Source organism: Fructilactobacillus fructivorans, from assembly GCF_000814735.1.
GTDB lineage: Bacteria > Bacillota > Bacilli > Lactobacillales > Lactobacillaceae > Fructilactobacillus > Fructilactobacillus fructivorans.
In genome coordinates this window covers 1-1,166 of the sequence record NZ_JOJZ01000005.1, presented here as the reverse complement: position 1 = coordinate 1,166, position 1,166 = coordinate 1, and the positions used below count along the sequence as shown (strand labels likewise).

Annotated in this window: 2 protein-coding genes; both read left to right on the top strand. The window is 47.9% G+C overall.

Features of this window, described 5'->3' with window-relative positions:
- Positions 1–471, top strand: a 471-nt coding sequence (locus LfDm3_RS00060; RefSeq protein ID WP_039142792.1) for an acetyl-CoA carboxylase carboxyltransferase subunit beta, incomplete at its 5' end; no start/stop codon positions are given.
- On the top strand, positions 464–1,166 hold a 703-nt coding region (locus LfDm3_RS00055), incomplete at its 3' end, for a carboxyl transferase domain-containing protein (RefSeq protein ID WP_039142790.1). The genes LfDm3_RS00060 and LfDm3_RS00055, both read left to right, overlap by 8 nt.

Sequence of the window (1,166 nt, the reverse complement as noted above, 5' to 3'; positions counted from 1 at the left end):
TTTGTGATGGCCAGTCTTGGAACGGCAACTGGTGAAATTCTGGCCCGTTTATTTGAAATGGCTACTAAAAAGAACCTACCAGTGATCGTCTTCACCGCATCGGGAGGCGCCCGAATGCAAGAAGGCATTCATTCCTTGATGCAGATGGCTAAGGTCTCTGAAGCCGTGGCTGAACACAGTAAGGCTGGATTGCTTTACATTAGTGTTTTAGGCGATCCAACTACTGGGGGCGTGACGGCCAGCTTTGCGATGCAAGGAGACATTTTATTGTCAGAACCACACGCGCTGATTGGTTTTGCGGGTCGTCGTGTGATTGAAAAGACGATTCAGCAACGACCGCCCAAAGATTTCCAACGATCCGAAACATTACTTAAAAATGGTTTTCTTGATGACATAGTTAAACGTTCAGAGTTAAAGCCAACTTTAAGTAAGCTACTAAAGTGGCATGAGGTAGGTGATCTTAATGGCTAAAAAAACTGCCTGGGACAAGGTCTTGGCTGCGAGAGCAGCCAAAAAAATTGGAGTTGATGATCTTATCAATGGAATTACTGATGACTTCATGGAGCTTCATGGAGATCGGGCCTACGGTGACGATCCGGCTGTTTATGGTGGAATTGGCACGATGGATAACATTCCCACTACGTTTGTGGGAATCCGAAAGGGTGCTGACCTGAACACCAACATCGAGCGGCACTTTGGTTCTGCGGAACCAGATGGTTATCGCAAGGCGCTGCGCTTGATGAAACAAGCCGAAAAGTTTGACCGCCCCATCGTCACGTTGATTAACACTCCGGGAGCTTATCCGGGAGTCGATGCCGAGTATCACGGAATTGGTTATACGATTGCCCAGCTGATCTTACAGGGGATGCAACTAACCGTTCCCTATATCAGTGTCATCGTCGGTGAAGGTGGCAGTGGTGGTGCGCTAGCCCTGGCCGTGGGTGATTGCGTTTGGGCCTTTGAAGACAGTATCTATTCGGTGCTTTCCCCCGAGGGTTACGCCACCATCTTGTGGAAAGATCCCAGTCGGATGAAGGAAGCCGCTTCGGTCATGAAATTAACTCCTGATGAATTACTATCGGAGGGAATTATTGATCGAATTATTCCTGAAGTGAATACCGCCGACGGCTTTGAACGGTTTCGTGGTGATTTGGTTAAAAAAATCA